The sequence below is a fragment of the Halorubrum sp. C191 genome (genome assembly GCF_002727095.1).
In the GTDB taxonomy this organism is placed as follows: domain Archaea; phylum Halobacteriota; class Halobacteria; order Halobacteriales; family Haloferacaceae; genus Halorubrum; species Halorubrum ezzemoulense.
This window is the reverse complement of sequence record NZ_NHNZ01000192.1, coordinates 1-23,823: the sequence shown is the minus strand read 5'-3', so window position 1 is coordinate 23,823 and position 23,823 is coordinate 1. Positions and strand designations below refer to the sequence as shown.

At 53.0% G+C, this 23,823-nt stretch carries 13 protein-coding genes; 8 read left to right on the top strand and 5 right to left on the bottom strand.

The window, feature by feature from the left end; all coding sequences use genetic code 11:
• Positions 1-222: 222 nt before the first annotated feature.
• Positions 223-591 carry a hypothetical protein gene (locus Z052_RS21110; RefSeq protein WP_241897989.1) on the top strand — a complete coding sequence of 123 codons (369 nt, stop codon included), beginning with the start codon at positions 223-225 and terminating at the stop codon, positions 589-591.
• A gap of 1,023 nt (positions 592-1,614) precedes the next feature.
• On the opposite strand, the gene Z052_RS17060 is transcribed toward Z052_RS21110, so the two are convergent.
• Entirely contained in the window at positions 1,615-2,100 is a 486-nt protein-coding gene (locus Z052_RS17060; RefSeq protein ID WP_092563099.1) for a chemotaxis protein CheW, read from the bottom strand.
• A 297-nt stretch (positions 2,101-2,397) separates the two neighbouring features.
• Between Z052_RS17060 and Z052_RS17055 the strand changes: the two genes are divergently transcribed.
• The 5 genes from Z052_RS17055 (at position 2,398) to Z052_RS17035 (ending at position 11,584) form a co-directional block, all read left to right on the top strand.
• A complete protein-coding gene (locus tag Z052_RS17055; protein WP_094520279.1) occupies positions 2,398-5,391 on the top strand; it encodes a PAS domain S-box protein in 2,994 nt (997 codons plus the stop codon).
• A gap of 123 nt (positions 5,392-5,514) precedes the next feature.
• A complete protein-coding gene (locus tag Z052_RS17050) occupies positions 5,515-6,993 on the top strand; it encodes an ATPase domain-containing protein (RefSeq protein WP_094520278.1) in 1,479 nt (492 codons plus the stop codon).
• Positions 6,994-7,039: 46 nt separating this feature from the next.
• Positions 7,040-8,581: a PAS domain S-box protein gene (locus Z052_RS17045; RefSeq protein WP_158228718.1), complete on the top strand. Its 1,542-nt coding sequence runs from the start codon at positions 7,040-7,042 to the stop codon at positions 8,579-8,581.
• On the top strand, positions 8,578-10,407 hold the full coding sequence (locus tag Z052_RS17040; protein ID WP_094520276.1) for a PAS domain S-box protein: 1,830 nt from the start codon (positions 8,578-8,580) through the stop codon (positions 10,405-10,407). The genes Z052_RS17045 and Z052_RS17040 overlap by 4 nt, the downstream gene beginning before the upstream one ends.
• Before the next feature lie 55 nt (positions 10,408-10,462).
• Positions 10,463-11,584: a GAF domain-containing sensor histidine kinase gene (locus tag Z052_RS17035; protein WP_094520275.1), complete on the top strand. Its 1,122-nt coding sequence runs from the start codon at positions 10,463-10,465 to the stop codon at positions 11,582-11,584.
• A 43-nt stretch (positions 11,585-11,627) separates the two neighbouring features.
• On the opposite strand, the gene Z052_RS17030 is transcribed toward Z052_RS17035, so the two are convergent.
• The 3 genes from Z052_RS17030 to Z052_RS21440 form a co-directional block, all read right to left on the bottom strand.
• Positions 11,628-14,039, bottom strand: coding sequence for a PAS domain-containing protein (locus tag Z052_RS17030; protein ID WP_094520274.1), 2,412 nt, complete (start codon positions 14,037-14,039; stop codon positions 11,628-11,630).
• A gap of 118 nt (positions 14,040-14,157) precedes the next feature.
• A complete protein-coding gene (locus tag Z052_RS17025; RefSeq protein ID WP_099289283.1) occupies positions 14,158-16,362 on the bottom strand; it encodes a methyl-accepting chemotaxis protein in 2,205 nt (734 codons plus the stop codon).
• A gap of 175 nt (positions 16,363-16,537) precedes the next feature.
• On the bottom strand, positions 16,538-17,164 hold the full coding sequence (locus Z052_RS21440) for a deoxyribodipyrimidine photo-lyase (protein WP_094520272.1): 627 nt from the start codon (positions 17,162-17,164) through the stop codon (positions 16,538-16,540).
• A 193-nt stretch (positions 17,165-17,357) separates the two neighbouring features.
• Here Z052_RS21440 and Z052_RS17015 point away from each other — a divergent pair, with 193 nt between their 5' ends.
• A complete protein-coding gene (locus tag Z052_RS17015) occupies positions 17,358-19,256 on the top strand; it encodes a methyl-accepting chemotaxis protein (protein ID WP_099289282.1) in 1,899 nt (632 codons plus the stop codon).
• Between the two features lie 188 nt (positions 19,257-19,444).
• On the opposite strand, the gene Z052_RS17010 is transcribed toward Z052_RS17015, so the two are convergent.
• Positions 19,445-20,437 carry a response regulator gene (locus tag Z052_RS17010; RefSeq protein WP_144050066.1) on the bottom strand — a complete coding sequence of 331 codons (993 nt, stop codon included), beginning with the start codon at positions 20,435-20,437 and terminating at the stop codon, positions 19,445-19,447.
• 321 nt (positions 20,438-20,758) lie between these two features.
• On the opposite strand from Z052_RS17010, the gene Z052_RS17005 reads away from it, so the two are divergent.
• Complete coding sequence (locus tag Z052_RS17005; RefSeq protein ID WP_099289281.1) at positions 20,759-23,257, top strand: PAS domain S-box protein; 2,499 nt, start codon at positions 20,759-20,761, stop codon at positions 23,255-23,257.
• Positions 23,258-23,823: the final 566 nt, after the last annotated feature.

The following is a 23,823-nucleotide window of genomic DNA, read 5'->3' as shown; positions in this document are numbered from 1 at the left end:
TTCTCCGTCGGTTCGTGTACGAATCTCTCGTCAGGGCCACCAGCACAACCGCTCCGCCGTAGAACTTAGGCTTCGGAAACAGCTAGCTGAGGATGCTTTGTGAGGTACTGAGACTACCAATAGCAGTCATTCACAGCCATTAGATCCGCTGAAGTCTTATTTTTCAAATGGTCTTGTATTAATAGAGCAAGATTAATACTTGTCGAGTCACACAAATATACTGTGTCTACACCGACTCAACAGGCGCCGACAGGGACTTCTGGAATGAACTCGCTATCAACACTTGAGCAAGTCGTACTTATTCTGTTAGGCATCACAGCCGCAACACATCTGTATGCTGGTGTTATAGAGGGAGCGCCGCCAGTACTTCTTGCTGGTGTTGGCTTCATCGGGGGAATGCTCCTGTACGCACGAGGTGTCCGTCGCCATGGTCTCGCTATCGCCGCGATTCCGTATACAGCTGTCCAGATCCCATTGTGGTATATTGCCAAGGCGGGGAACTTCACCCTCGTTGGGTATGTTGATAAGATCGTTCAGATTGTACTTGTTGTGGCGCTTGTCGTTCTTGTCTTCCGGCAACGCGACGCATGAACCACTCAACCTGGTATTAAATTAGAGGATGAGGCGGACGACTTTGAGTGCCTATGCCAGAGTTCGACCGCCTCAGCGAACGTATTATGCGGGTTGACTTGTCGTTTGTGGAATGAGAACCAACTCTGCGGTGGGCGATTAGAGTAGGGATCTGCTGTCATTTGGCTGGTACAATCTGTCGCCGCAGTGACCGCTGCTAATACCCGCGCATTCTCTGAGGCGTTGTCCCTGAGTGAGACCCAACGGCGAACTGTCGTCGTCCGTGGATTTCACGTCCCAGATAGAGTACTCGATGTGGTGTCGCAGTCAATACTGTGTGACACCACTATACGACCTTGCTAGCGTGAGCCGTCGAAGTCGGACTCGGCATCCGCCGCTGCGACGTACGCATCACTGACGGGTGGTTCTCGCCACGTACGAAGCGTCCTGCGAGGCGGCCAGGTTCAGTAAGCGGGGGCAGTGAGTCTGTATAGAGACGCTTGACCGTGAGGATCCAGATATCAAGTATCTGGGAAAGCATCCACGCCCGGTTTGTTACGCCCCACGCAACGACGAGGACAGGCATCGCCTCGGCGAGCCCCTCCGATACGGTGATCTTGTACTGCCCGTTCGCCCCCTGACTAACTCTCGTTTTCTCCATCTCTGTATAAGCCTGTAGTTAGGCCCATTCTTAGTCCTCATACTGGTGTTCAGAAAACCCCCGTTTCCTGAACACCTTGCCCGGTACACAATCCGCTTATCTGTAGAAGATCGTTGATGGCTTGCCTTCTTGCGGTGTGAAGAATTTCTCACGAGTTCACGGGCTACTTCGAGGGGAGAGGGAGCGTCTGACACTGTTTGGGAGCTGATCCAGTTGTTGAAACCGGCCCAGCAGTGCTCCTTCGCTTCAAAATTAGAGACTCTGTGACTTATAGCTCAGGCGAGCGAGGCGAAAGTACTGTTCCGGGACAGCAGCGTGACCGTAGGTCCCGCAGGGGTTGAGGTCGGAGTCTCCAGCTTGTATTATGCTGATCCGCCGACCCACTATTCGTCGGCCTGCTCCTTCTCCCTCACGAGATTGGGAGCTTCGAAGTCCACGACCTCGTCGATATCTGTAGTGACCCAGATCAAGAAGCGGTTTTCGGATTTGACGATTCCATTAACCCCTTCGCCATTAACGGTTGTTGCTTGATCCACGTCTTCTGGAGCCACGTCGCGGACTTGGAACAGTTCATCAACCATCCAGCCGACGGCACCGCTCCCATCGGTCTCGTCGTCGTCGAACACCACAATCCGTTCGCGGGGTCCTTTCTCGTCGATCGAAAAGAGTGTCTTCGGATCAACAATCGTTGTCGTACGTCCTCGCAGGTCCATTACGCCTTCAACGTGGTCAGGGGAATTAGGGATCCGCGTGAGCTTGCCGGCGTCAACGATTTCGTCGATGATCCCGATATCCAGACAGTACGTCCCGTTGCCCAAGCCAAACTCCAGCACTTTGGTGGGTTCAGCTTCAGTTTCTGTGACTGACATAAAGAGTCTTTGGTGAAGATACAAATAACTGTACCTCTGAAATTATTAGCTTTGATTGTCAGACCCGTAAAATCATCTTGACTCTCGCTCTTCTCGTGGAGGTTGTTGGCACGGATTTCTTTTATAAACCTCACTCAGTAGGTAGTCGGCAGAGCTACTATGGTGCGAGATATCTCACAGAAGTGGTGTATCTCGAAATCGCAAGAACTCTCTCCATCAACAATGTGCTATACAAGAACAAATCAAACATGATAATCCTCAGAAAGTGTTATAGAACTGGTGTCAAAGTAACGGGTAATGACTCTCGCTTCGGAACAACAGATTCAGGTTCTCCACGTTGACGATGAGCCGTCTCTTACAGACCTGACTGCGACGTTCCTCGAACGTGAGGATGATAAATTCACTGTTGAGACAGCAAACAGCGGTAACGAGGTCCTAGAACGGGTTGATAGTCACCTACCCGACTGTATTGTCTCGGACTACAACATGCCCGGCATGGATGGCTTAGAACTCTTACAAGGTGTCCGTGAGAACAATCCAGACCTCCCGTTCATTCTCTTTACCGGCAAGGGCAGTGAAGAGGTAGCCAGTGAGGCGATCTCCGCCGATGTAACAGACTATCTTCAGAAGGGAACAGGTTCAGAGACGTACGAACTCTTGGCCAACCGAATTCGGAACGCGGTCAACACCCGACGTGAGGCTGAGCGCGCTGACAGACAGGAAGAACTGATGCGCCTGACAGAGTTTGCGGGCAACACCGGCGGGTTCGAACTTGACAGAGAGAGTGGTAGGGTCTTGCTGACCGTTGGTGCCCGTCGAATTATCGAGCGTCCCAACCTGACTGAAATCCCTGTTGAAGAGGCGATAGAATTGTTCCACCCGGATGACCGCGAAGAAGTTCAGCAAGCACTCGAGAAGGGTTTCGAAGCAGGTGATAAACTACGAGACACGTGGCGACTCCATCCAGGCGGCAGCGACGAGCGTCTCTTGGACGTTACGATCACTCCAGTCGTGGAATCTGGGGAGCAAGTAACGAAGCTCCGCGGGGCAGTCAACGACATCACTGAGAAAAAAACACGTGAACGACAGTTAACCGAACTGAACCGGGCTACACAGGCACTCCTAGAGGCAGAAACCAGACAAGAGGTCGCTGATATTGGCGTTGAGGCTGCCAGTGATATCCTCAATTTCAAGGCAAATGCTATCCACGTCTCCGAAGCTGACGACACTCAACTGGTTCCCGTGGCACAGACGGATGAGCTAAACTCGCTCATTGGAAATATACAACCACTTCCTGTGACGGACAGTATCGCGGGACGAGTCTACCGCGACGGCGAACCAGCAGTAATAGCAGATGTACAGCAAGATTCGGACAGCCACAACACCGGAACTGATCTCGCTGGTCACTTGTATCTGCCACTTGCTGACCATGGGGTACTGATCGCTGGCTCCGAGAAGCGAGCAGCCTTCGATCAACAGGACACCGCGCTCGGAGAGCTACTGGCAGGGAGTCTCATAGCAGCGCTTAATCGCGTCGAACACGAGCAGACTACTCGCCAACGACAGCAGGAACTCGCGCTGTTATTCGAGGAATCCCCACTTGGGGCCGTCCAGTGGGACAACACATTCCGATTCGAACGGCTGAACGCACGGGCTGAAGAAATCCTTGGATATGGTGAGCAAGAGATACGCGGCGAACCATGGGAAATGATTGTCGCCGCCGATGACCATGACAAAATTGGCACTGTCGTCGAGAGCCTTCTCAATGCCAATGGCGGAAAACACGCACTCAATCGGAACGTCCGAAAGGACGGCGAAGTATTCACCGGTGAGTGGCACAACCGTGTTGTTACCAACGCAGAAGGGGACGTACAGTCGATCTTTTCAAAGTTTCAGGACGTCACCGAGCGCGAGAACCGCAAGCGAGGATTAGAAGAGTACGAAACGATCATTGAAGCACTGACCGACGCAGTGTACGTGATTGACGAAGAGGGACGGTTCACCTACGTCAACGACGAGTTCGTCGAGTTAGTCGGCTACGACCGGGAAACTATCTTTGGGAACACACCGTCGCTCATCAAAGACGAGGAGGCTGTCGAACAGGCAGAACACCAGTTGGGACGGTTGTTGTCAAGTGATGGCCCGGAAACGCTCACATTCGAAGTGACGGTGCACCCGCGGGAGGGTGACCCGATTGTCTGTGAAGATCAAATGGGCGTTCTCCCGTACGAAGGCGACCAATTCAACGGCTCAGTTGGAACACTCCGGGATGTGACCCACCGAAAAAAACGTGAACAGGAGTTACAGGAGTTAAAAAACCAGTACGAGACACTAGCCAAGAATTTCCCGGACGGTGCGGTATTCCTGATCAACACGGATCTCGAATACGTACGCGCCGGTGGCAGAGAACTGGGCAACATTGGCCTACCTCCCGACGATATCGAGGGTCGGAAATCACACGATCTGTTCCCGGAAGACATCGCGAATGAACTCTGTCACTACTACGAGGAAACGCTGAATGGGAATGCCAGCACGTTCGGACAGGAGTACGGGGGCAGGCAATACCGAATTCAGACCGCCCCTGTTCGGACCAACAACAATGAGATCGAGTACGTGATGGCAGTCTCACAGAATGTCACCGAGGAAGTCGAGAACAAACGGGAACTCGAACGTCAGAACGAGCGACTTGAGGGGTTCGCCAGCATTGTCAGCCACGATTTAAGAAATCCGCTTCAAGTGGCTGTCGGACGGTTAGAACTGATTCGTGAGGAGTGCGAGAGTGACCATATTGAGGGTGTTGCCCAGGCACTCGATCGGATCGGCGCGCTCATAGAGGACTTACTAACACTGGCACGAGAGGGTGAGAAGATTGGTGAGCCCGAACCAGTTGGACTTGCGGACATAGCCAAGGACAGTTGGCAAACCGTTGGCACGGGACAGGCAGCACTCGAAACTAATGTCTCTCAGGTTGTCAAGGCCGATCAGAGCCGTCTTCAGCAACTATTTGAGAATCTCTATCGTAACGCAGTCGAACATAACGACGAAAACGTGACAGTATCCGTCGGTACAATAGAGAACGGCTTCTACGTGGCGGATACCGGAACCGGTATCCCAGGGAGTGACCGCAAGGAAATATTTGAGGCGGGCTACTCGACCAATGAGGAGGGGACCGGCTTCGGCCTGCGGATCGTCGAGCAAATTGCCAGCACTCACGAGTGGGAGATTACTGTGACCGAGAGTGAACAGGGTGGTACACGGTTCGAATTTACTGGGGTCGAACTTGTAGAGTGAGTTCTGGACTTTGGTGGAGAAAGTGAATCGCCTCGGGGTATTCGCCTTGTCCGCCGATAAAAGACAAGACTAGAGCACGGTCACAGCAACAAACTACTTGAATACTAAGGGTAATATGCTATTATGACAGGTCAGCGATTGTCTACGGGTATTAGTGGGTTGGACGATATTTTAAACGGCGGTCTCATCCACCCGCGAAACGTGCTTATACGCGGGTCTCCTGGTTCAGGGAAGACAATTTTCGGCTTACATTTTCTTTCGGCGGGGATAGACGCTGGCGAGACATCTCTGTACGTCAACATGGGTGAGCCACAGGCGTATGTTGAGGAAACCGCAGATGCGTTCGATCTTCATACCGAGCAAATTCACTTCCATAATATTTCCCCGACTCAAGAACAGTTCTCAGAGCGTAACTCGTACAGCGTCTTTGAGTCAGCGGAAGTCGAACAGCCGGACTTTATTGCCGATCTCCGTGAGAAGATTGATGAGATCGACCCAGACCGCGTGTTACTGGACCCAATCACAGAATTCCGACATCTTACAACTGACGAGCGGCAATTCCGGTCCGGAATCCTCGGTCTCCTTGATTATCTCAAAGAAATTGACGCGATGGGCATGTTAACCTCTCAAGCTGGCGGGCCAATCACAGACGATGATATTCAGTTTCTTGTTGATACTGTCATTTCTCTTGATGTGACTCCTGAGAGCCGGATGGTCAGTATCTCTAAGTTCCGAGGGTCGTCGTTCCGGCGTGGGGATCATTTCTACGATATTTCTGCGGCGGGACTGGAAGTATGGCCGGCACTCGTGCCCGATACGCAGAAACAAGTGATCGACACGGAACCGCTGTCGTCTGGCGTGGACGAACTCGATGAGTTGCTCTATGGCGGCTTAGATCAGGGCACGATAACAATGCTTAGCGGGCCAACCGGTGTCGGCAAGACGACGACTGGGCTTCAGTTTCTCATTCAAGCAGCACTTGCGGGCAAACAGAGCGTGTTATTCCAGTTCGAAGAAGCAGAATGGACCATTCGTGATCGCGCAGAAGCAATTGGGCTTCCACTTCAGGCTGCGCTGGAAAGCGGTGAACTCTCTATCGTTGAAGTCTCTCCCGATGAGTACACGGTTGGTGAATTTGAGCAACTCCTCCGGGAGGCCGTTACCGACGGGACTGAGGTTGTGATGATTGATGGGTCACAAGGCTTCCAAGAAAATCTCCGTGGACTTGCCGACACGACGGGTGCTTTGGTGCGGATTGGCCGGTTCCTGCGGGCTGCTGGTGTCACTACCCTCCTTGTTAATGAAGTCCACAATATCACCGGGGACTTCCAAGCGTCTGAAGAGCGGACGAGCAATCTTGCCGATAATATTGTGTTCCTGCGTCACGTCGAGTACCGCGGTGAGATGCGGAAAGTGATTGGGACACTGAAAATGCGAACGAGCGATTTCGAACGCAGCCTTCGCGAACTTGCGATTACGGCCGACGGGATACGCGTTGGGGAGCCTCTCCCACAACTTCGGGGCATTCTCACTGGGACGCCCGACTGGAACGAGGATGCTGGCGGTACCGATCGCGACGTGGCTGATACCGACCAAGCGTAGCCTTCGCGTGACACACGCACTCAATACAAGCCCACGATCAAATCTCATGTCCACGAACGAACAGCCGTCCTACCAAGAGACAGCCGACGAAGCGAAGCGTGTCCTGCTGCTGGTTAGTAACCCAGGGAACCGACGCGTCCTCACAGAGTGGCTAACCACACATGATCAATATACGATTGTTGAGGGCGTAGATATCGCTGAGGCGGCGTTCGACTGCTGTCTCGTCGACAGGACAGCCTTCAATGAGCACCGCTCGGAACTGCTCACACGAAAGCAACATGAGCAGGTTGTGCTGCCGTACCTGTTGTTGGTCCCCGAGGCAAAGCACCGCCAGGTCTGTAATCGTCTCCGTGAGACACACCCAGAGTTGTGGGATGCTATCGATGGGCTGATCGATATGCCACTCGCAGAACACAGACTTGGCGAACAACTAGAGATGGCTCTCCGCCTGCGAGACCAGTCGACTGTCGCGTTCAACCGACGTGAGCAACTCCGCCAAATCCGCGACCAACACGCCGGTCACGGAGTATTGATCACCGACGTCAACGGGACAATTGAGTACGTCAATAGAGGTTTTGAGTCACAAGCAGGGTATACAAGTGAGGAAGTCGTCGGAAATACCCCGCGGATGCTCAAATCTGGTGAACATGATGAGGCGTTCTATGAAGAGCTGTGGGAGACTATCACCGCCGGTGAGACGTGGCATGGCACAGTTGTCAACAGACGCAAAGACGGCGAGAGGTATATTGTCCAACAAACAATTGCTCCGGTTGAAAACCCAAATGGTGATATCACACAGTTCATCGCCGTTAATCACGAAATTACTGATCTCCGAGATCTCCAAGAACGTCTTCGTGAGCAACGTGAGCAACTCGACGTGTTGAACAGAGTTCTCCGTCATGATATCCGAAATGATATGAACGTCATTGTTTCGTGGGGAGAAATGCTTGAAAATGAGCTCTCTTCGGACGGTAGAGAGAAACTTGACCGGGTCCTCCGGGCAGGAAATCATGTTATCGAACTCACAAACGTTGCCCGTGACCTATCAGCACTCATTCACGGTGATGAAACGCCAGATCTCAAGCCGATCTCACTTCGACAACTCCTCACTGAAGAACTCGAAAAGCGTCGGGAGACGTTTTCCGACGCAGAAATTACGATGCCAGACCCACCCGATCAAGAAACGCGGGTACTGGCGAATAAGTTGCTCTCGTCAGTGTTTCGGAACCTTGTCAACAATGCGGTCCAACACAATCAAAGACCAGATCCGAAGGTAGTCATCACCGTTGAAGAGTTGGATGACACCGTCCGTGTCAGAGTGGCTGACAACGGACCAGGAATTCCAGCCGACGTCCGAAAAGATCTGTTTCAAGAAGGTCAGAAGGGACTAGAGAGCGGGGGGACCGGAATGGGTTTGTTCCTCGTTGATAATCTTGTTGAGAGTTACGATGGGAAAGTCTGGATCGCGGATTGCAGTGAGGATGAATTGCCCAGAGAAGCAACTGAGACGGATCAACCTGGCGTAGCCTTTGTTGTTGAGTTACTGACGACTGAGGCTACAAACAGTAGCGAGGGGGGTGATCGATGAACGATACACTTTCTGTAAATGACTCCTCTGATGATGTTACTGACCAAGCGGCCTTGTTCCCTTTACTCTCTGATAAAGGAGATCGGCGGCTGATTGTTGAGTGGATTGAATCCCACGATAGCTACACGCTTGTCGATCCTGACCAGCCAGTCGAAACAGCGACATTCGATTGTTGTATCGTTGATGGGGAGATGTTACAGACGCATGCTGAGACGCTCCGAGCTCGGAAACGCGAGGCTGAGCCCGCTCTCTTGCCATGCCTTCTGCTCATTCCGGGAGCAGACCTCTCCGTTATTGAAACCGATCGTGGTGAGATTGCCGACAGCGTTGTGTTCGAAACCGCTGATGAAGTGGTTTCGATGCCGATCAAAAAGGCTGAATTAGAATGGCGGGTAGAAGCACTTACGAGGCTGCGAACCCAATCACTGCGTCTCAAAAAACGGACGGAGACGCTGGAACTATTCAAACAAGCGGTTGAATCCTCTGGTCACGCCATCTGGATGTCCGACGCGACAGGAACGATCAAGTACGTCAACTCAGAGTTCGAATCGATTACGGGTTACAGTCGGACTGAAGCTGTCGGTGAGTCACCAGAGCTTATCAGTTCTGGAGCGATGACCGACGACTACTACAGTGATCTTTGGGAGACGATCACCGCTGGCGACACGTGGCATGAAGAAATTACAAACCAACGACGAGACGGCTCCCAGTACGTCGCAGATCAAACTATCGCGCCAATTGTCGAAGATGGTGAGCCGAAAGCCTTCGTCGCAGTCCAAAGAGATATCACCGAGCGCAAAGAGATTGAGCAACGGCTCTCCTTATATCGTGATATTGTTGAGCGGCTTGAGGATCCAATTATGCTCCAGAGCTGTGAGGGAGAGTTTCGACTGGTTAACGACGCACTGTGCTCGTTTGCCGGGCTCTCAAGGGATGAATTACTCGGCGATGGTGAATACGAGTTTATGGACGCAGCCACTGCCACAGAGATTGCCCGGCAGAAACAGCGTGTAATCGAGACCGAACAGCCAGTCGAATACAGTGTTGAGCCGACGTTCACACATACTGACAAGGAGGCGGTCTTCTACACGAGCCGGTACCCCTACTATGAGGATAGAGAACTCACAGGCACAGTTGCGATCTGTCGGGATGTCACCAATCTCGACAAGCGGACGCGACAGTTGAAAGTCTTCGACAATATTTTGCGCCATAATATTCGCAACGATGTGAATGTAATCCGTGGTCGAGGCAAGCAGCTTCAAAATGAACTCGATGGTGACCTCAAGGCTGCTGCCGATATCATCGTTGAGCGAGCTAACGGCCTGTTGACGACGAGCGAGAAGTCACGAAAGATCACTGACGGCCTCAGTGATCCACGCGACCCGGCCCCGGTAGACCTCGGACAGGTAGTTCGAAATCTTGCGGAAGAGACGGGTCAAAATTGGTCTAACGCAAGTATCGATGTTTCGGCCCCGGCTCAACTTGTTGTCTCTGCGTCTGACTCGATTGATACCGCTATCGAAGAGCTACTGATTAATGCTGTAGTCCACAACGACAGCGACGAACCACGTGTATCTGTTGACCTTACTGCTGACAGTTCGTGGGGTATCCTCCGCGTGCGAGACAATGGTCCGGGTATTCCGGAGTTTGACAGAAACGTTCTTGAATCGGGCGGAGCTATCGAGACACTCTCTCACGGCAGCGGACTCGGATTGTGGCTCGTCTATTGGACCATCACTCACTCTGGCGGAAAGATTCGTGTTGACGACCGCGAGCAAGGTGGGACCGAGATTACGATTAGGCTCCCGTTGGCAGCTGGGAAGTGACTTCTTCTACTCCTTTAACAAGTAATTTTACCGGCTGTGCTCCCATTTGTTTGATATGACCAACTCGCCTAGCGAAACGATTGAGGCTCTACATGACGTTGCGACCAGACTTCAATCTCAGGATACGACTGAGAGTGTCTGTGATTTAACGGTTAGTGCCGCATCAGATATTCTGGATTTTAATCTTTGTACTATCTTGATTCGCGATGGCGAGTGGCTCGTTCCGCGCGGCACATCAAAAGATGCTCCAGCAGACGGAAGTCGTCAGATGCGTCTTGACCAAGGATTAGCAGGCAAAACATATCAGACCGGAGAGTCGCAACTTGTTAACACAATAGAACCGGATGACAATACGGACCCCGCGAAGCCGGACTATCGGTCAGGCATAAGTGTTCCAATCGACGACCACGGTGTTTTTCAGGCGGTTAGTACGACTGAGTCTGCGTTTACTGTAGACGATATTGAGTTAGCTGAGCTACTTGTGAGTCACTCAAAAACAGCTCTTGATCGCATCGAAAAAGAGCAAGAACTGAAACAGCAAATTGAGCGTCTAGATCGGTTTGCCTCAGTAGTCAGCCACGACCTCCGCAACCCACTGAATATCGCTCAAGGATACCTCGAAACCGTGCGTGAGGAGGAAGATAGTGAGCCTCTTCGAAAGGTCGCCGCTGCTCATGAACGAATGGACCACTTGATCGACGACATGTTAACTTTTGCACGAATCGGAACAGAAGCGCTCAATCTGGAGGCTGTAGAGTTAGCACAACTTACTGAAGAAAGTTGGTCGAGTGTTGATCAACAGAACGCTACATTATCCATCGACACAGAGCAATATATCAGCGCAGATCGGACGCGTCTTCGTCAGTTGTTGGAGAATATTTTGTCAAACGCAGTGATGTATGGTGGGTCAGATGTTTCTGTGAGGGTCGGGGAAGTTGAAGATGGCTTCTATATTGAAGATGATGGCCCCGGTATTCCGGCTACAGATCGCACGGCTGTATTTGAGGCGGGATACTCTCCGGGTACGGAAGGTACTGGATTTGGATTAAGTATTGTTAAGCAGGTTACTGAAGCACATGGGTGGGACATTCGTATTACCGAAGGAAGTGACAACGGTACACGATTCGAGATTACTAAGATTGACATCATTTCTCAGAGACACCCCCGCACAGGGTGATACAGCAAGGGACACGTATCGAGAGGGCCTCTAAGATATTGTCTTAACCTACAAGATTGAGACCGTTAGAAGATCGGAACACCATTCTCACCGTCGTTCCCCGTGGCTCATTATCGTTAAATTGGAGTACTCCACCAGCCTGTTCAACGATCGCTTTCACGAGCCATAGTCCAAGACCAGACCCATGAAGAACAGGCTGAATCGTTTCTTCACCAGTCCGTATATCGCGCTCCTCATCCGGAATACCCGGCCCGCTGTCACTCACTTCGAGATACGATGCGTCATTATCTGACCAGACCCGAATCGAAACTGACGGTTGGTCACGGTCTGAATGGATAACCGCGTTTTCGATAAGTTCCTCGACCGCTGTTTCGATCGTTCCATTTGGAACGCTGACCGGCTCATTCGACGTTTCCAGCGTAATGTCTGCCTCAGGGAATTCTGCTTGAGTGTTTGATACTGCGTATTCGGCCGACTGTGCAAGATCGGTTGACTCAGCCGTTCGCGACTGCGAGAGAACTTTTGTGACCTGTCGTATTTTCCCAGCCATATCAATCAACTTCTGGCTGTGCTCCGAGACTGTTTCAGCGGTGTTCACAACTTCGGGGTCAGTTGTCTGCTGTTCAATCAGCTCAGCACTCCCTTTTACAATGTTCATCGTGTTCTTTATATTGTGACGGAGCACTCGATCGAGAACCTGAAGTTGCTGCTCACGTTGTCTAACCTCGCTAAGATCATGAACCGACCCCACTACACCGGTAACCGCTCCATCGTCGTCCCACAATGGCGAAAGGACAGCCCGAACGAAGCGCCGTCTTTCACCCGTATTGGCCTCAGTTTCGAGTTCAAAAACAACTGATTCTCCATCCAGCGCTTGTTGTATTGCGGGTTCAATCTCCTCAGCAGTACTTTTTTCAACAATCGAATCAATTTGCGTCCCACGAACTCGGCCCGAATCAAGTCCATAAAACTGCCGAAAGTTCTCGTTAGCGAATATAAGTCGCTCTGATGAGTCAATACAGAAGATCCACGTAGGTGACGCCTCGACTGCCGATTTGTATTGTCGGAGCCGCTCCTGTTTCTCTTTGTCTTCTGTGACATCCCGGTGGAAACCGGCGAATTCACTGATCGTACCCTCTGTGTCGGTAATAGGAGCAAACGTTTCTTTTGTCCAGAATTCCGGTCGATCATCGTGGTTGTCACAGCGCTCGATGGTTACTGATTCACCTTCTTCGACGGCTCTCTGGACCGTTGCGGCCATTTCCGAATCTTTGCCATCACAGAACAGCGCTGTGAGGTCAGACCGATCCTCCAGATCATTCTGCGCTAGTTCATCAAACCGATTGTTTGCATACACGAGCGGATCGTCTTCCTGATGTAAATCGAATATCGTGATTCCAATCGGGGCCTTATCCATCACTCTGGATTTGCGATGGAGTTCGCGGCGTGTCCGCTCGGATGCCGTCACTTCGGTATACACGTATACTCGGTGCGCGCCCACTCGCTCGCTCGGTAACCCCGTCTCGATCACCCGGTAATGCCGAGTTTCACCGTCAGCTTCCCACTCGAAGATCGGATCGTCTCGAACGGTACACTCATACAATTTTGGTGCCGTGTCAGCGAAGCTCGTTTCACCGGCCCCGCGGAGCTCATCGAATGTCTCAGCGGCGGTGGGGCTTATGTGTCTGATTTCTCCATCGGCGTCAACGATGACCGTTGCTTCGTTGAGATGTGTAAGCACCTGTTTTCGCCAGAACCGTGGAATCGGGCGAAACGTCTCATTCAAAAACACGAAGCTTCCCAACGCGAAAACGGCCATTCCAAGAGGAGCATAGCTCGTCTCGACAAACTGCGCCGGGACGCGCCCCAGTCCGATAGCGACGTCCACTACTGCTGGGACGGCTGTGAGGACTACAACGATCCCGAGCCGCCAGTCTCTGATGCGAGAGGTAGTCACGGCTTCGATCAGCCAGACCGTTGCAACCCCGACCGACAGGTATGCCGCCCCGGAGATCAACCAATAGGTAACACCGGGATTAAACGCAAGGTGCGCGAACGGTTCGGTTGAGACATAGGCAGTGAAGTAGAGATTATACGTGGGGTTAGTGAGTTTGATAGCGACAGCGACGAGGTACAGTCCAACCGCAAGACGCCGCAGTGCGGGGCGCCGGTGGTATTCGTGACCTGCGTACGCTGACGCAAAGTATAGCCACGCGCCAATACTAGCAAGTCCAACAATTAACCCGATGATTCGCAACCATACGGCTGCTGAAACCCAACTGATCGCGAATTGTATCGCAGTTGTCGCTGTCCACCCACCAGCCAGAACGAACACTGACACAAGCCCAAGGCGTGTATCACGCTCGGCGATATCGGTTGCTCGCCAAGCCCCATAACCCGAAATGAGCGTCGCGAGAGCAAACACCGCGATATACGCCGCCTGTGCTACCTCCATGCGTATTTTATTCTATCTATTATAAATAGGTTATTACAGTCGCAAAATTCTTTTGTGTCATTACTATTGGAATTCTACGACTCAAAATATCTCCCAACAGTGGGGGAGAGGAGTCAATTCAGTTGCTTTCCTCCTCGCAGCGAGACTCAGACGACACATTGCCGCCATCCGCGGCCATCTGAGACTGTGTGTTTGCCTGAACTGTCGTTTCTTGTTGTGTTTCGAACCCAGTCACCTGATCGTTGAGATCATCAGCCAGCGCCGAGAGTTCTTGAATCGTTTCGGTCGTTTCCGCGAGTGACGACGTCTGCTCCTCGGTCGCCGCCGACACGTTGCTCGCCTCCGCGGCGGTCTGTTCACTTACACTTGCCACCTCATCTACCACCGAGACGACCTCCTCTGTCGAGGCGGCCTGGTCATCCGTCGCGTCACTAATTTCTCGGATGCCGCTCTCAGCCTCCTGTACTGCGTCCGCGATCTCATCAAACATCTCAATTGCACTCTCGATCGTTTCCGACCCGCGCTCAACGCGCTCGCTCATCTCTTCCATTCCCGCAACTGTTTCCGTTGTACTTTCTTGCGCAGTCTCAATCCGCTCTTCTACAGCAGTCGTCGCTTTTCCTGCTTCCTCTGCGAGCGATTTGACTTCAGAGGCTACAACACCGAACCCCTCTCCAGCTTCTCCAGCACGCGCTGCCTCGATCGACGCGTTCAGCGCCAGAATGTTTGTTTTCTCGGCGATCCCGGAGATCATCTCTACAATCTCTCCAATCTCATCCATATCCTCTTCGAGAGCCTTGACCTGTGCGGCTGCCTCGTCGGCTTGTTGCTCTATCGACTCGATCTCTTCAGTCGCCTCCGAGGCGTACTCACGCCCTTCATTCCCCTGTTCAACGGCTGCTCCAGCCGTTGCAGCCACTTGATCTGCCGAAGACGCAATCTCTTCGACCGTAGCGGACATGTCGTTCATCTCGTTAGCGACTTCTTGTAGATTTTCACTCTGCGTGTCTGCCCCATGTGAGATCTCCTCGACGGACCCGGCAACCTCCTCGCTTGCTTGCTTGACTTCTTCGGTGTTTTGTGTAACCACATCACTTGAAGTGGCGACGCTCTCGACAATATCTTTGACACTACCAACGCTATCACTAAGACGGTCAATCCCGTTCTCTAGGTTCGATAGCACGTCGCCGTACGCTCCTGGGTAGTCGGTGTCGATATCTTGCGCGAGTTGACCCTGCTCTAGCCGGTCGCTCGCAGTCGATATTTGCTCGAAACTGTTCGTCAGCTGGGTCGTCCCCACCGCGAGGTCATCAAGCACGGCACCGTACTGGCCGGGGCGGTTGGTGTTGACGTCGTCATCGAGCACACCCTGTTGAAGGTCGCTACTAACGCTCTGAATTTGCTCGAAACTTGCCGCGAGCTCGCCGGCACCCGTTTCAAGATTGGTTATCGTCTCACCGTACGTTCCGGGGTATTGAGATTCAAATTCCCAGTTGAGATCCCCCTGTTTGAGCCCTTCACTTGCGGTTCCAATCTGGGAAAACACGCCTTCGAGGTTTTCTTGCATCTTGGTGTATGCCTCTACCATCCGCCCGATTTCATCATTCTCGACGTGTTGACCTACCTCCTTATCGAGTTCTCCGTTACTGATCGCGGTGAGCCCGTTCGATAGCTGCTTGATTGGTGGTGTGATGCGACCGGCGACGAATAGGCCGATCATAATCGCTACGATGAACGCTCCGATGGTCAGCCCGAGAACTTCCAACTGTGCGGCTTGTGTCGTGCTGTCGGCTGCAACAACCGATGACTCTTTGTCTTCGATAGCTGCCTGCTCGAGCGTCTGCGCCGAGTCTTTGGTATCTGCGACGATCGCGTCTAACTCATCGCTCTTTGCCTGCGCTTGCTCCATATCACCGGCTTCTAAGGCTGTAAACAGTTCCTGAGCAGTTCTGGAGTACTGTTCGTGTTGTTCCTGTAATTCTTCAAATTCTGCTTGTTCTGCTTCGCTCAGCTCTTGTTGTTGTAACTTGGCGGAGTATTCGTCGAATCTCCCACCTGCTGCTTCGAAATTGGACTGCTCTCCCTCTTCACCGAGGAGTGCGGCGTGTATGGCGACTTGTTGCTCTTCGATGGCTACGAGCATGTTTAGCGAGGCATCGATTTTGTCGCCGTCTTCAGAGATGACGTGTGCCTCTTCATCGACATCTCCAACGGCTTGGTATCCGACCGCGCCGGTGACGCCCACCAGTAACGCCACTAAGACGAATGCGATGATGAGTTTCGGCCGAAGGTCCAACCGGTCAATCGCAATCTTATCTAACATATCTGAGACTGTATATCTGATTTATAAATAGTTACGCAACAAAATATTGTAAATGATAGTCAGGGCAACCAGTATCGCAGAAAAACTAGGACAGGAAACATTCGCGCCGGCTAGAAGTACGAGATCTTAGTCTTGTGAATCTCACTCTTTGGACCCGATCGAGCACTATCTCATATTAAGATAAAAACGACCTACCGTCATCATACCGACGATACGTCGTTCCGTTTGACAGAGCTCGTAATTGCTTTCGAGCAGATTTAGTACCAGCGGTGAGGGGCGCAGAGTCGTATTCCTCTTCACGAAGGTCTGAAAGTCGTGGCACCTCTCTAGTTTCAATAGCTAGTGTATGTGGGTTAGCCAGATACGCCTCTGGGTCCGGGGGTAGCGTTGTAGATGAACTCGTCCTGGCTGCCTGTCCGGTTGGAACGGACGTGTAGGTCACTCCAGTGCGAGTGAGCACACGCTGAACCGCACGGTCACGCTGACGAGCCAGTCGTGAGTAATCTTGGTTCCACACAACCCGTTCGACTCCGATAGTCCGCGCGATATGACCCACGATGTCGGTCGGGTCTCCGTGTTGTATCACGAGATCACTACCATAGCCTTGATACCAGTCTCGAAGCTTACGGAGGGAACCGAGCATGAATGCAACTCCCAGGCCGTCGGCCTGTGACAAAATCGCGTCATCCAGCACGAACACTGACATCACACGACTATCATCCCGCTCAGCAGCGGTGAGGGCGGTCGAAAGCCCCGGATTTGGACTTGGCCGAAGCGTGCGACGGTGCCAATACAACTGCATACATACGCCTAGAGGTTTTCACTGATATCCTCCCCGCTCTAAAAGCGAGGAATCCCCGAAGTGGAGTATAAATAACCTCGATCAACATCAACCAGTGGCCCCGACCCCGTCATCTGACTCAACAACTTAAGACGTTCTCAAAAACGAGAACTTGAGGCGAGAGACTAAGTATGGTATCGTACAGCAAGTGTATATGCAATTGGGAGATACAGAATCGCCGCTTAAAACGTATATCGAGAATACGCCGAATGGTAAAGAGATTCCTGACGAGACGTTCAAACGGCGACATATTGGTGTCTTGGCGTTTACACTCGCGTTACTTCCGTTTGTCTTCGGTGTGAGTCGAATGGTGGGCGCGGAGTCGATCACCGGTGCTGAACTGCCGGTCATCCCGATGTTACACTCCGTGGTCGGCAGTGGTATGGTGTTGGGATTGGCAGTGACAGCTGCAGTCCCGGCACTTTCTCGTCGAGTTCGGGCAGCTACGGGCGCGGTCGCGTTCATGGCACAGGCGTCGGTGTTAGCCTACTTTACTGGTGGATTCATCGAGGCACATTTTCTCTACTTTGTGGGAGTCGGGGTTGTTGCACTGTATGAAGACTGGGTACCGTTTGCGATCACGATTGGGTATGTCGCTATCCAACACAGCGTCTTCGGGCTTATCGAGTGGTTCACGGTCTACAACCATCAGGCAGCGATGGCTAACCCGATCGTTTGGGGTGGGATACACGCTGTTGGCGTGTTGATGCTTGCGGGGACAATCACGTTCCTCTGGCAATCGCTCGCGATTCAGCGACAACAGGCCCGCGAGAAGGTCCAAGAGAAACTAGAAGAAGCGAAGCAAGCGAGAGATCGTGCCAAAGAGAAGGAAGTAGAGGCGGCCGAACAGCGCGAAGAGATGCAGGAGCTTAATGCGGAACTTGAGCAGGCCGCTGCCGACTACCAATCGGTCATGGTTGAGTGTGCGGCTGGTGACTTCACCCGCCGGCTTGACACCGACGTAGATAACGAGGCGATGGTGGAGATCGCCACCACCTTCAACGATATGGTAGAGGATCTTGAGCTGACGTTCGCGCAGATTCAAAACTTCGCAGATGAGGTCGCGTCCGCGAGTGAAGAGGTGAGTGCATCGACGGCAGAGACGCAGCGTGCGAGCGAGCAAGTCGCGGACTCTATCCAAGCGATTGCGGCAGACGCGGATACACAGCACGGGCAGAGCCGAGAGGCATCGGATGAGATGCAGAATCTTTCCGGAACCGTTGAAGAGGTTGCGTCCTCAGCGGATGAAGTTGCCACAGCTTCTCAGGATGCCGTTGAACTCAGCAATAGCGGTCAAGCGGCCGCGACAGAGGCGATTGATGAGATGGAGGATATCGAGTCGCAGTCTGAGCAGACGGTCGAGCAGGTCAACACGCTCGCGGACGAACTTGAGGAAATCGGAGATGTTGTTGAGTTGATCGAGGATATTGCTGAACAGACGAACCTGCTTGCGCTGAATGCCTCGATAGAAGCGGCTCGTGCCGGTGAGGCCGGGTCCGGGTTCGCTGTAGTGGCAGACGAAGTGAAAGAGCTTGCAGAGGAGACAGCGGAGGCGGTTGATGACGTCACCGAGCGGATTGAACGTGTGCAGTCTACCTCTGGTGAAGCCGTTGGGGATATGGAGTTAATGCAGGAACAGGTTCGTTCGGGCGCAGACACGGTTGAGTCGGCTCTCGCTGCGCTCGATGAGATCACGACCACTGTCGAAGGCGTGAATGATGGTATTCAGGAGATTAGTGACGCAACAGACAGCCAAGCTGCCTCTACGGAGGAGGTCGTAAGCATCGTCGAGGAGGTCGCTCACGCGGCAAATGAGGTGAACAGCGAGTCGGATAATGTTTCCGCAGCAGCCGAAGAACAAACATCGTCGCTTGCGGAGGTCTCTCAGAATGCAGACAATCTCAAAGAACGAGCGGGGAAGCTTCAAGACCGGCTCAGCGGGTTCACTATTGATGCGGACCCTAACCGGGTTATCGATATAGCGGGTGAACATGCCGGAGCGCAGGCAGGTAGTTCGGTCAAGGTAGTAGGTGATGGTGGCAATACAGAGTGACAGTCATCTTGCTGGCTCTGTTGACATTCTAGTTTTCAAATATATAATATAATATAATACAGCTCTTTACCCTCCGAGCACTAGATTCGAAATACGCTCTTCTGTAGGATATTGTTGATTACTCTATGGATCTACCCGGAACTCTTTCTTCCTCACCAGAAAAAATAGCAAGTCGATCGGACCGCCGGTCACCGAACAGCCTTCTTGATCCGTTCGATGAGAGTTTCGTACTGTTTCGGGCCGACGTCCTTCTCAACGTAGTCAGTCACGTCGTCGAGGATTGCCTGCTTGGCTACCTCCTCGCTGCCCCGTCCAGTGTACAAAATAAAGGGCAGCGCCGGATGGCGGTCTCGAACAGCGTTGAGAAACTCGATACCGTTCATACCCGGCATCTTGTAGTCGCTGACGATACAGTCGATTTGCTCGACGTGAGAGAGTTCAGAGAGACGTTCGAGCGCTGCCAGAGGGCTCGTCGCTTCGGTTATCGAGAGTCGGTCTGACTGTTCGCTCAAGAAGACGCGGGTCATCTCAAGGCTCTGTTCGTCATCGTCGACGAGTAGTAACTCGATGGGACCGCTCCCGTCCGACACCGACCCGAGCGCATCGACCGCGAGCAGGTCAGCGCGAAGGTACCGGCCAAAGAGGTTTAGTAGGCGAAACGACGGAAACTGAACGCTGATCCGTTCGGTCCGGTCCGGCGCGTTCAGGTACAAGACGACTACCGGCGCATCGGCTCCCGAGAGGCTGAACCGAGCGATGTCGTCCCGGTCAACGGTGATCCGATCGCCGCCATCTGTCGGTTTGAGTCGTATCGCTGTGGCTGAGACGGCGAGTCGACAGGATCGTCTGTTGTCAGTTTGGTCGTCCGCGCGTCGGTGGGAGACAGACACCTGTACGTCGACGAGCAGTTGTTTAAAAAGCAGACGCTGGAACTTCACGAGCGTCGCAGCGTCGGCTCGCATGGCGAGTGTCTCGCGCCGGTTTCCGCTGTCGAACGCCAGCGTGACAGTCTCCGTCGAGTCGGCAGCGGCGGCCATCGAAACATCCCGTACAATATCGAAAACCTCGTCAATGTCGATCCGGCGCGCTACTTCCCCGGTCTGGACGCGAATCTGTGTAGGCGTCATCGCGATACGCCCACGACTCGGCGTACCGCTCGTCGACCGACTGAGGTCGACCATGGCGCCGAACTCGGCAGTGATCGAATCTGTCAACACTTGTTTATTGACTAAACAATCTATAAACCTTTGTCAATTTTCTATTTGAATGACACCAAACCGATCGGCCTTCTGTAGGAGATTGTTGGAACAGTCATTGCTAGCTGAGCGGGACACTAATCGACTTGCTAAACACCTCTACCGTGGACTATTAATTTGATTCACGCACCGCAAATCGCAAGACTACAATCTATCAACAATCCGCTACAAGAGCGTAACGGATTCAGCTTTCTGTCTTGAGAAATTCTGGCATAGTATTATTACTACCCATTATAATACCTATCCATGAACAGCGAAACGAATATCCACGTGCTTCACGTCGACGACGAGCCGGACTTCGCTGAGTTAACTGCGGAGTTTCTGAAACGCGAGGATGATAGCTTCACCGTCACGACGGCGACGAGCGCCAGTGAGGGGTTAGAACATCTCTCTTGTGGCGACTTCGACTGTATCGTCTCTGATTACGATATGCCTACACAGAACGGTATCGAGTTTCTCAAATCCGTCCGAGAGAACTCCCCTGACCTGCCATTCGTGCTGTTTACTGGCAAGGGTTCTGAGGAGATTGCTGGTGAAGCTATCTCCGCTGGCGTAACGGACTATCTTCAGAAAAAACGTGGGACCGACCAGTACACCGTATTGGCGAACCGACTGCGAAACGCCGTCCAACGACATCGTGCAGAACAAGACCGAAAGCGCCAGCGCAAAGCAATTGAAACGGCACAAGAAGGCGTCAGCATCCTCAATGAGGCCGGTGAATATATTTATGTCAATCAGGCGTACGCGGATATCTACGGATATGACCCCGACGAGATGGAGGGGGAACACTGGGAACTGATCTACCCCGATGGCGACACAACGATCGCACGGGACGTTATCTTGCCGACGGTCGCAGAGGACGGCTACTGGCGAGGCGAAACGACTGGGCTTCGGGCTGACGGAACGACCTTTCTTGAGGACCACACCGTCACACGGGCCGAGACCGGTGAGCTAATTTGTTCGGTGCGGGATCGCTCTGTGGAACAGGAACAGGAGATCGCACTCACCCAATTTCGAACGCTCGTCGAGACTCTCAACGACCCGGTCTACGTGCTCGATGAGACAGGACAGTTCGAATACGTGAACGACGCGTTCATCGAAATGGTTGGGTACGACCGGGAGACGATTATCGGAGCGTCACCAGCACTGATCAAATCTTCAGAGGAGATCAACCGTTCGCAAACCAATCTCGGGCGGGTTCTTTCATCGAACGGGCCCGATAGCGTACAATTCGAAATCGAGGTTCAGCCCAGCCAAGGTAAACCAATCTCCTGTGAGGACCATATGGGCGTCTTGCCTTACGAAGGGGAATCTTTCGGGGGATCTGTTGGGATTTTGCGAGATATCACTAAGCGTAAAAAGCGTGAAAAAGAGCTTGAGCGGACAAATACTGTTCTTCGCACAATCGTCGAAACGCTGCCGATGGGTGTACTCGTTGAGGATGCTGAACGTGACGTACTCATCGCAAACGACCGCCTAGGCGAAACGCTTGGCATTCCGGTCGACGGCGAGGAACTCATCGGACGCGACTGCGCTGCGGCGGCTGAAGAACTCAAGTCCCAATTCATCGATTCAGAGGCGTTTATCGAGGGAATTACTGAGCGACTCGACCAGCGAGAGCCAGTTCAAGATGAGGAACTCCACCTCACGGACAGCCGCGTGCTTGAACGTGATTACGTCCCGTACATCCTGCCGGAGGGTGAAGCGAACATGTGGTTATACCGTGATGTCACAGCGCGCACGCAACAGAGGCAAGAACTCAAACAGGCCAACCAATTCCTTGCGCAGACACAAACCGTCGCAGACGTCGGTGGTTGGGAGCTTGACCTCCGAACTGAGTCGCTCCGATGGACAGAGGAAATCTACCGGATTCACGGCGTCGACACGGACTTCGAGCCGACGGTTGAGGATGGAATCGAGTTCTACCACTTCGAGGATCAGACGACGATTCGGGATGCCGTGGAACGTGCGATAGCCGACGGCGAACCGTACGACGTGGAGTTACGCATCGTCACCGCGAACGACGAGGTGCGATGGGTCCGTTCTCGCGGCGAGCCGCGGTACGAAGACGGCGACATCGTTGGTGTGCGCGGCACGATTCAGGACATCACCGAGCGGATAGCACGTCAACAGCGACTGGAAGAGTTCACCAGTGTTGTGTCACACGACCTTCGGAACCCGCTGAACGTCGCCACCGGACGGCTAGAACTGGTAAGCGAGGAGTGTGACAGCGACCATCTCGACAGCCTCCAACAGGCGTTAGAGCGGATGGAGGCGCTGATCAGGGATCTCCTCGCACTTGCTCGGGACGGCAGAAAGGTCACTGACGCTCAGCCGGTCGATCTCACCACAATTGCCAACAGGTGCTGGGAGAACGTTGAGACGGAGCAAGGGCGCTTACTTACTATGACCGATCAGACCGTGTTGGCAGACAGCAGTCGTCTCAAGCAGGTGTTTGAGAATCTGTTTCGAAACGCGGTTGAGCACGGCGGGGCGGACGTGACCGTGACGGTCGGAGAACTAGACGGCGGGTTCTATATTGAAGACGATGGTTCAGGAATTCCACTCGACGAACGCGATGCTGTCTTTGAGGCCGGCTACTCGCAGTCGACGAGTGGGACGGGGTTCGGACTGAGCATCGTCAAGCAGATCGCCACTGCACACGATTGGCAGATTCGTATTATGGACGGGACAGACGGCGGAACGCGGTTTGAGATAACGAATGCTGAACTTATAGACACCTAAGGACTTATTGAAATCCTACTTTCAGATATATTCTCGCCTGAAACAGCCGGTCGATGGAAACTACGAAAGAAACGCTGTCACGGCAGCGAACCTGTTGTAACAGCTCGCGGCGACCGATTCCGACCCAAACGCATCTAGCAGAATCATCCGTGTCGAACACCGCTGACGCGGTGTGCTTGTCCTCTTCGACTCAACAGTAGCTCAGCAGTATCGACAATCCCCTACAGAAGAGCGTTCAGCTAATATCTCAACGCCTGGGATCTCTCCGTCTTTAGCCGGAAGAGCATATTAAAAGACAACTCGTGTGGCATTTTGGGTCACACGAAGCGGATGAGCAAGGCAGCTAACAGCGTTAATCCAAGAGTGTAACCGATGATCACGATGGCGTTCCGCTTCGGCGCACCAGGGGCCATCCCGGGGAGATCAGGTAATTGCCGCCTGCCACAAGAGGTCACTGGTCTGTTGAGTCCGCTCCATCCGACGATTCGTTGATGTCATCCGAACCAGGCCCGGTGTCGGCCTCGACAGAGTCGGAACTGGAGTCGTTATCAGACTCCTCACCGTTG

Excerpts from the sequence above, each read along its gene's own strand:
- Z052_RS17010 (WP_144050066.1), bottom strand. The coding sequence starts at position 20,437 with ATGGTCGACCTCAGTCGGTCGACGAGCGGTACGCCGAGTCGTGGGCGT.
- Z052_RS17005 (WP_099289281.1), top strand. The coding sequence starts at position 20,759 with ATGAACAGCGAAACGAATATCCACGTGCTTCACGTCGACGACGAGCCG.
- Z052_RS21440 (WP_094520272.1), bottom strand. The coding sequence starts at position 17,164 with ATGCAGTTGTATTGGCACCGTCGCACGCTTCGGCCAAGTCCAAATCCG.
- Z052_RS17040 (WP_094520276.1), top strand. The coding sequence starts at position 8,578 with ATGAACGATACACTTTCTGTAAATGACTCCTCTGATGATGTTACTGAC.
- Z052_RS17025 (WP_099289283.1), bottom strand. The coding sequence starts at position 16,362 with ATGTTAGATAAGATTGCGATTGACCGGTTGGACCTTCGGCCGAAACTC.
- Z052_RS17045 (WP_158228718.1), top strand. The coding sequence starts at position 7,040 with ATGTCCACGAACGAACAGCCGTCCTACCAAGAGACAGCCGACGAAGCG.
- Z052_RS17015 (WP_099289282.1), top strand. The coding sequence starts at position 17,358 with ATGCAATTGGGAGATACAGAATCGCCGCTTAAAACGTATATCGAGAAT.
- Z052_RS17060 (WP_092563099.1), bottom strand. The coding sequence starts at position 2,100 with ATGTCAGTCACAGAAACTGAAGCTGAACCCACCAAAGTGCTGGAGTTT.
- Z052_RS17050 (WP_094520278.1), top strand. The coding sequence starts at position 5,515 with ATGACAGGTCAGCGATTGTCTACGGGTATTAGTGGGTTGGACGATATT.
- Z052_RS17035 (WP_094520275.1), top strand. The coding sequence starts at position 10,463 with ATGACCAACTCGCCTAGCGAAACGATTGAGGCTCTACATGACGTTGCG.
- Z052_RS17055 (WP_094520279.1), top strand. The coding sequence starts at position 2,398 with ATGACTCTCGCTTCGGAACAACAGATTCAGGTTCTCCACGTTGACGAT.
- Z052_RS17030 (WP_094520274.1), bottom strand. The coding sequence starts at position 14,039 with ATGGAGGTAGCACAGGCGGCGTATATCGCGGTGTTTGCTCTCGCGACG.